7 protein-coding genes and 1 rRNA gene are annotated in these 7,699 nt (G+C 47.2%); 5 read left to right on the top strand and 3 right to left on the bottom strand.

The window, feature by feature from the left end; translation table 11 throughout:
• The coding region (locus QUB56_RS27790) for a hypothetical protein (protein ID WP_332959513.1) at positions 1-283 on the top strand (283 nt) is incomplete at its 5' end.
• Between the two features lie 214 nt (positions 284-497).
• Here the strand turns inward: QUB56_RS27790 and rrf are convergent.
• The 3 genes from rrf to sufR form a co-directional block, all read right to left on the bottom strand.
• Positions 498-614, bottom strand: a 5S ribosomal RNA gene (rrf, locus tag QUB56_RS27785).
• A gap of 196 nt (positions 615-810) precedes the next feature.
• A complete protein-coding gene (locus tag QUB56_RS27780; RefSeq protein WP_332959512.1) occupies positions 811-1,218 on the bottom strand; it encodes a hypothetical protein in 408 nt (135 codons plus the stop codon).
• A gap of 229 nt (positions 1,219-1,447) precedes the next feature.
• A complete protein-coding gene (gene sufR, locus QUB56_RS27775) occupies positions 1,448-2,173 on the bottom strand; it encodes an iron-sulfur cluster biosynthesis transcriptional regulator SufR (RefSeq protein ID WP_332959511.1) in 726 nt (241 codons plus the stop codon).
• Between the two features lie 185 nt (positions 2,174-2,358).
• Between sufR and sufB the strand changes: the two genes are divergently transcribed.
• The 4 genes from sufB to QUB56_RS27755 all read left to right on the top strand — a co-directional run bounded on the left by sufB (position 2,359) and on the right by QUB56_RS27755 (position 7,602).
• Positions 2,359-3,798 carry a Fe-S cluster assembly protein SufB gene (sufB, locus tag QUB56_RS27770; RefSeq protein ID WP_332959510.1) on the top strand — a complete coding sequence of 480 codons (1,440 nt, stop codon included), beginning with the start codon at positions 2,359-2,361 and terminating at the stop codon, positions 3,796-3,798.
• A gap of 243 nt (positions 3,799-4,041) precedes the next feature.
• A complete protein-coding gene (gene sufC / locus QUB56_RS27765) occupies positions 4,042-4,833 on the top strand; it encodes a Fe-S cluster assembly ATPase SufC (RefSeq protein WP_332959509.1) in 792 nt (263 codons plus the stop codon).
• Complete coding sequence (gene sufD / locus QUB56_RS27760; RefSeq protein WP_332959508.1) at positions 4,830-6,173, top strand: Fe-S cluster assembly protein SufD; 1,344 nt, start codon at positions 4,830-4,832, stop codon at positions 6,171-6,173. Before sufC ends, sufD begins: the two co-directional genes overlap by 4 nt.
• Before the next feature lie 166 nt (positions 6,174-6,339).
• Complete coding sequence (locus QUB56_RS27755; RefSeq protein WP_332959507.1) at positions 6,340-7,602, top strand: SufS family cysteine desulfurase; 1,263 nt, start codon at positions 6,340-6,342, stop codon at positions 7,600-7,602.
• Positions 7,603-7,699: the final 97 nt, after the last annotated feature.

Raw genomic sequence — 7,699 nt, 5'->3', positions numbered from 1 at the left:
TCTGTCAACCCCAAAGTCAAAACTTTTTTTCGATCGCCCGAAACCCCCCCCAATAGCCGAGTTTGACGTATTATTTGCCAGTGTTGCCGATCGACCTTTAACTCACAAATCCAAAAACGCCGCCTCGGTTCCCTGTTTTGTGGGAATCTTCCCGTCCTTCCCAAACCACGCCACAACCTGCTTAACTGTTAATTGTTCCATCGCCCTGAAGGCTTCTGCAGCAATTTGCCTCTCATGCCGCAAAGACGCCACCACCCTATTCCTAAAAAGTTTTCCTTCCTAGCATCAAGTTTGATCGACCCTAAATCTCCTGCTGGCTGCAAATATTGATATTTCTACAAAACTCGCACCAAAGACATCTCTAACAATTCTTGTGGGGAGTAGGGGTTAGGCATCCTCCGGGCCCTAGACGAGCTTTTCGGTAGATGACTCATAACTCCCCAAAAAACTAAAGCCCTTTTCCGTTGTTGCGGGAAAAGGGCTTTAATTTATTATTAACCTGGCACTGAGCTATTTTACCGGGCAGTGACCCGCCGAGTATCTTCGCCATAGCAACGTTTAACAACCGAGTTCGGGATGGATCGGAGTGGTTCCATTACATCATAAGCACCAGGAAAGCTTTTCAAACTTTTAATCCTGTGTCTGCGTTAAGCTGGATGCACTGCATCTGTTTCGCTCGACTTAATTACCTTATCAACTTTTCCCCTGTCTGTCAACCCCAAAGTCAAAACTTTTTTTCGATCGCCCGAAACCCCCCCCAATAGCCGAGTTTGACGTATTATTTGGGAGTGTGGTCGATCGACCTTTAACTCACAAATCCAAAAAAGCCGCCTCGGTTCCCTGTTCTCTGCGAATCTTCCCGTCCTTCACAAACCACGCCACGACCTGCTTAACTGTTAATTGTTCGATCGGGTTCTCGGCTTCTGTCGCAATTTGCCTCAACGGCCGCAAAGACGCCACAACCAAATTCGTAAAAAAGTTTTCAAAACTAGCATCAAGTTCGATCGACCCTTTAATACTCTCATCATTCTTAATCCAATCCATCACCTGCCCATTAGTCACCTCAGCCACCGGCTTGGCAGTCTCCCCAGCAATTTGCTTGAGCACCCTCAAAGCATAAATTGCCACCCGCGCCGAAAACTTTTCCTTCGACGACAGCAGCGCCATATCAACTTCCGCACACTCTTCCGGCTTTAAAAAATCTGCTAGCGGTTCCATAGTTATTAGTTACTTGTTATTTGTTATTTGTTATTGGTAATCGGTAATTGGTAAAAACACCCATCCGTGTATCCGTGTCAAAATCCCTGTAGTGCTGTCGGTAATTGGTAAAAGCAAAAAATACCCATCCGTGTATCCGTGTCAAAATCCCTGTAGTGCTGTCGGTAATTGGTAATTAGTAAAAACACCCATCCGTGTATCCGTGTCAAAATCCGTGTAGTGCCTTCCCTCATCCTTCTTCCTTCTTCCTTCTTCCTTCTTCCTTCTTCCTTCTTCCTTCTTCCTTCCTTCTTGCAATCAAATAACCGCAGCGGTGTTCCCCATTTATAATCCAGTGAGTCCGCTCCACAATACAATCCGGCAAAACCGCTGCAAACATTTCCAACTCATTACCGCAGACACTCGGAAAAGTTTCAGCAACATTAGAAATCGCGCAGTTGTGTTCCATCAACACAAATCGATCGCCCAAACCAGTGCGATCGCAGATCCCAACCTCTACAGATTCTACAGGATAACACTCAGCCATATAACCTTCAGCCCTGCGGAGTTCCATTAACTTAGTCACCCTTTCTTGCAGCGAACCCGCACCCACCAGCCGCCGATACTCCATCGCCTTGCGCTGCCACTGTTTTCGCAAGATAGTAATCACTTGCTCGCGGCCGACGGTTTCCGCCAACGTATCCAGAAAAGAGACAGCAAAATCACCGTAACGATTCGGGAATCGATCGCGCCCCTGACTGGTAAGCTCATAAATGTGCTGAGGACGCCCCATACCAGCCTGAACCGACTGATACTGAATCAGCCCCTCCGCTTCCAAATCCTTCAAGTGACGGCGAATCGCCTGCGGGCTGATATCCAAAGACTCTGCTAACTCAAGAGCCGTCCCTTGACCCCCCTTGAGCAAATATTGCAGGATGTCTTGTTTCGTGGAAGTCTGCTGAGTAGTCTCCATCATCTTCACAAAAAAATATTTATTGCACTTTGACAATATCACTGTTGTTAATGTAGCTTAAAATATACTAAAGCAACAAACCAGTTGTTTAACTTCCTAGAGCAGCCCCCAGAACTCGCCGGGCCCCGGACAGTTCAGCGTCTGCCATCTTTGAGAGACTTATCCAGAACACTCGAAAGCGCAAAATAATGAGCTCTACAGTCACAACCCTAGTCAACCAGCCCTACAAATACGGTTTCGTCACCGACATCGAATCAGACACCATCCCCCGCGGCTTAAGCGAAGATGTAGTCCGCCTGATTTCCGCCAAGAAAAACGAACCGGAATTCATGCTGAAATTCCGCCTCAAAGCATACCGCAAGTGGCTGACAATGACCGAGCCCACTTGGCCCCACGTCAACTATCCCGCGATCGACTACCAACAAATTATCTACTACTCCGCCCCCAAACAAAAGCCCAAAAAGCTCAACAGTTTGGACGAAGTAGACCCGACACTGCTAGAAACCTTCGAGAAACTCGGCATTCCCCTCTCCGAACAAAAACGGCTCGGAAATGTCGCCGTCGATGCCGTTTTCGACAGCGTTTCAATTGCCACAACATTTAGAGAAAAGTTAGCCAAAGATGGCGTTATTTTCTGTTCCATCTCAGAAGCCGTCAAAGATTATCCCGAACTAATAGAAAAATATCTTGGCAGCGTCGTACCAGTCGGCGACAACTTTTTCGCAGCCCTAAACTCAGCCGTATTCAGCGACGGTTCCTTTGTTTACATCCCCAAAGGCGTAAAATGCCCGATGGAACTGTCAACCTATTTCCGCATCAACAACGGAGATTCCGGCCAGTTCGAGCGCACCCTAATTGTCGCAGAAGAAAACAGTTCTGTGTCTTACCTAGAAGGCTGCACCGCGCCGATGTTTGACACCAATCAACTGCACGCCGCCGTCGTGGAATTGGTAACAATGGACAATGCGGATATCAAATACTCCACAGTGCAAAACTGGTACGCCGGCGACGCCAACGGCAAAGGCGGCATTTACAACTTCGTGACGAAACGGGGTTTGTGTCAAGGAGTCAATTCTAAGATTTCTTGGACACAAGTAGAAACCGGTTCCGCGATTACTTGGAAATATCCCAGTTGCGTGTTAGTCGGCGACAACTCAGTGGGTGAATTCTACTCAGTAGCGCTGACAAATAACAAGCAGCAAGCTGACACCGGCACCAAAATGATCCACATTGGTAAAAATACTCGCAGCACGATTATTTCTAAGGGAATTTCAGCCGGAAATTCATCCAACAGCTATCGCGGTTTGGTGAAAATGGGGCCGAATGCTAAAGGCTCTCGCAATTACTCTCAGTGCGATTCCATGCTGATTGGGGATAACGCTCAAGCGAATACTTTCCCTTATATTCAAGTGCAGAACCACACTGCTAAAGTGGAACACGAAGCTTCTACTTCTAAAATAGGGGAAGAACAATTGTTCTTCTTCGCACAGCGGGGAATTTCCGCAGAAAATGCTATTTCGATGATGATTAGCGGTTTCTGTAAAGATGTTTTCAATCAGTTACCGATGGAATTTGCGGCGGAAGCTGATAAGCTGTTGAGTCTGAAGCTGGAAGGAAGTGTCGGGTAGAAGGAAGAAGGAAGAAGGAAGAAGGAAGAAGGAAGAAGGAAGAAGGAAGAAGGAAGAAAACATTTGGGCGGGCAAGAAACCCTCGTTACCAGGCTCTGCCTGGTAACGCATATCTAGAGGCTCTGCCTCACATTTCTCTCTCCCGTTTACAACGAGGCAGAGCCTCGCGACACGCATTCCTAGGCTGAGCCTAGGAACGAGAAAAAAAACTGTAAAGTGCATTGAGGAAAAGGACAAAAATAGATGATTGTAGAAAATAGTCAAGTGGTGCTATCCGTCCGCGATTTAACTGCGGATGTCGAAGATACCCAAATCCTGAAGGGTTTGAATCTGGAAATAAAATCGGGTGAAATTCACGCGATTATGGGCCCCAACGGTTCGGGTAAAAGCACTTTATCCAAGATATTAGCCGGCCATCCTGCTTATACGGTAACGGGCGGAGAAGTTACTTTTATGGGTCAAAATTTGCTGGCATTAGCGCCGGAAGAACGCTCTTTAGCTGGCGTGTTCCTAGCTTTCCAATATCCTTTAGAAATTCCCGGCGTTAGCAATCTGGATTTCTTGCGCGTGGCTTACAATTCTCACCGCAAACATCGCGGCTTGGAAGAATTGGATGCTTTTGATTTCCAAGATTTGATCGAGGAAAAGCTGGATATTGTCAAGATGAATGATTCTTTCTTGGGACGCAGCGTTAATGAGGGTTTTTCCGGTGGCGAGAAAAAGCGGAATGAAATTTTGCAAATGGCGCTGTTGGAACCGAAGTTAGCTATTTTGGACGAGACTGATTCGGGTTTGGATATCGATGCTCTCAAGATTGTCGCCGGCGGTGTGAATCAGTTGTCAAATGCTGAAAATTCGATGTTGGTGATTACTCACTATCAGCGGTTGCTGAATTACATTATTCCTGATTTTATTCACGTCATGGAAGGCGGAAGAATTATCGCGACTGGTCCGAAAGAGTTGGCGCTGGAATTGGAAGAGCGCGGTTATGACTGGGTTGGGGAAGAGGAAGCAGCAGGAGTAGGCGCGCGATGATGAATACGCAAGTTGTTAGTAGGGAAATGTTTTTGACTGATTTGGTGAATCAGTGCGGCAAGTTGGGCGCAGCTAATAAGGAAAGTTCTGCTTACGGGTTGCAGGATTTGCGGGATGCGGCGATGGAATACGTGCTTTCTTCAACTTTTCCGACGGTGAGGGATGAAGAATGGCGCTTTACTGATTTGTCGTCGGTGTTGCAAATTCCTTTTCATATACCCCAGAGCAATCAGTCAAAAGTTAAGCTGGCTGATATCATTATGCCAGTGAAAAATCGGGAGGACTTACCATTAAGATTGGTATTTGTCAACGGTTTTTATGCGCCGGATTTGTCCACGGTGGAGTCGTTGGTTTTGCCGAATTTGCCGCTCGACTTTTACGCAGGTAATCTATCCAATGTACCCAAAAAATATCAAGGGCGCATCAGTGATGTTTTGAGCAAGCACAGACAGCAAACCGAGGTGTTTACCGCGCTGAATACTGCGGGTTTGGCGGATTCTGCGGTGGTGTTCGTGCCGGCCAATATGTCGATCGACCTTCCGATTCACTTGCTGTTCCTGACAGCGCCCGGTGCCTCTGGCACGATGTGCCAGCCGCACTGCTCGGTCATAGCTGAGCCTGGAAGCAATGTCACGCTGATTGAGGATTACGCAACTATCGGTAATGGACCAGCGTTTACTAATGCTGTAACGGATGTTGTTGTCGGCGAAAACGCCACTGTGAATCACGTTCGGCTGCAGCGGGAAGGTGGAGAGGTTGTTCATATCGGCAAAAGTGCGATCGAGCAATCTCGTAATAGCCGTTACACTTGCCATGCTATCAACTTGGGAGGCAAAATATCGCGGCACAATTTAGAAGTTTTTCAGCGCGGCGAAGCCACTGAAACAACTTTAAACGGCTTAAGCGTAGCCTTTGGGGAACAGTTGGCGGACACTCACAGTTTAATCGATTTCAATCACCCTCACGGTACAAGTCGCCAATTGCACAAGTGCATTGTCGGCAACAAAGCTCGCGCTGTATTTAACGGCAAAGTTTTCGTTCGCAAAGCCGCACAATTGACAGATGCCGGGCAATTGAGCCGGAATTTGTTGCTGTCGCCGAGAGCTCGCGTAGACACTAAACCGCAGTTGGAAATTGTCGCCGACAACGTTAAATGTTCCCACGGTGCAACTGTCAGTCAATTAGAAGATGATGAACTTTTCTACTTGCAAAGTCGCGGTTTGGATTTAGAAAGAAGCCGCTATTTGCTAATCGATGCTTTTGCAGCCGAAATCCTCAATCTGTTGCCAATTATTGGCGTGGCGAAAATGCTTTCTACCTGCGTGGCTATCCAAGGATAACTCATAAAGATGAGGACACAGAGGACACAGCAGTGCTGTGTCCCTACCATATCTTGCACCATTTTTAACAGCCTGTAGGGGCGGGTTTCACGAATAATAATTGCCTAAAACCAACAATCTCGTCAACCCGCCTCCACCCAACGACAAATCACTAACTTCAAAAAATATGACACTTATTCAAGAAAAAACACTTGCATCAAAAGTTCGCGGCGACTTCCCTATTTTGAATGAAAAAGTAAATGGCAAACCGCTAGTTTATTTAGACAATGCAGCTACTTCTCAAAAACCCCTAGCTGTGCTCAACGCTTGGCGCGATTACTACGGACAATACAATGCAAACGTACACCGCGGCGCTCACACTCTCAGCGCCAAAGCGACTGATGCTTACGAAGGTGCTAGAGACAAAGTTGCGGCGTTTGTCAATGCCGCGTCGCGGCAAGAAATTGTTTACACTCGCAACGCCACCGAAGCGATTAATTTGGTTGCTTATTCTTGGGGTTTGAGCAATCTGCAAGCCGGAGATGAAATTATCCTTTCGGTAATGGAACACCACAGCAATCTCGTTCCCTGGCAAATGATTGCTCAAAGAACCGGTGCGGTGCTGAAGTTTGTGGAGTTAACGGAAACTAACGAGTTTGATGTGGAACAGTTTAAAACGCTGATTTCCCATAAAACTAAATTGGTGTCAACCGTTCACGTTTCTAATACTTTGGGCTGCATCAGTCCAGTCAAAGAAATCTGCAAAATTGCCCACAGTTTCGGCGCAAGAGTTTTAATTGATGCTTGCCAAAGCGTGCCGCACATGATAGTAGACGTACAAGCAATAGATTGCGATTGGCTGGTTGCTTCCGGTCACAAAATGTGCGCTCCGACTGGCATCGGTTTTCTGTACGGTAAACTGGACTTGCTGAGAGAAATGCCTCCGTTTTTCGGCGGCGGCGAGATGATTGCTGACGTGTTTCTCGATTATTCCACCTATGCCGATTTGCCGCACAAATTTGAGGCCGGTACCCCTGCAATCGGCGAGGCGATCGCCCTCGGTGCAGCAGTCGATTATCTTAGTAACATTGGCATGGATAAGATTCATGCTTGCGAAGCAGAATTGACTGCTTATATGTTCCAACAATTGCGGCAAATTCCAGAGATTAAAATCTACGGACCGCAGCCAGACAGCAACGGCGAAGGTAGGGCAGCTTTGGCGGCATTTACTGCGGGAGAAATTCACCCTCAAGACTTGTCTACCATGTTAGATCAGGAGGGAGTCGCGATTCGTTCCGGGCATCACTGCACGCAAGCTTTGCACCGCTATTTGAATATTTCATCGACGGCGCGGGCGAGTTTGTATTTTTACAATACTCGGGAGGAGATTGATGTGTTTGTGAAAGCTTTGAAAGAGACGATCGACTTTTTTGCTGGGATTATGGGGTAATTTTGTTGGTGATTTTGGGCGGGTAGAAAGTTAGCAGCGCTCGCCCTTTTTTTTGACCGCAGATGAAGGCAGATGAACACGGATGAACGCGGATGAA

Source organism: Microcoleus sp. AR_TQ3_B6 (assembly GCF_036702785.1).
Classification (GTDB): Bacteria; Cyanobacteriota; Cyanobacteriia; order Cyanobacteriales; family Microcoleaceae; genus Microcoleus.
This window is presented reverse-complemented; position numbering and strand designations above follow the sequence as displayed.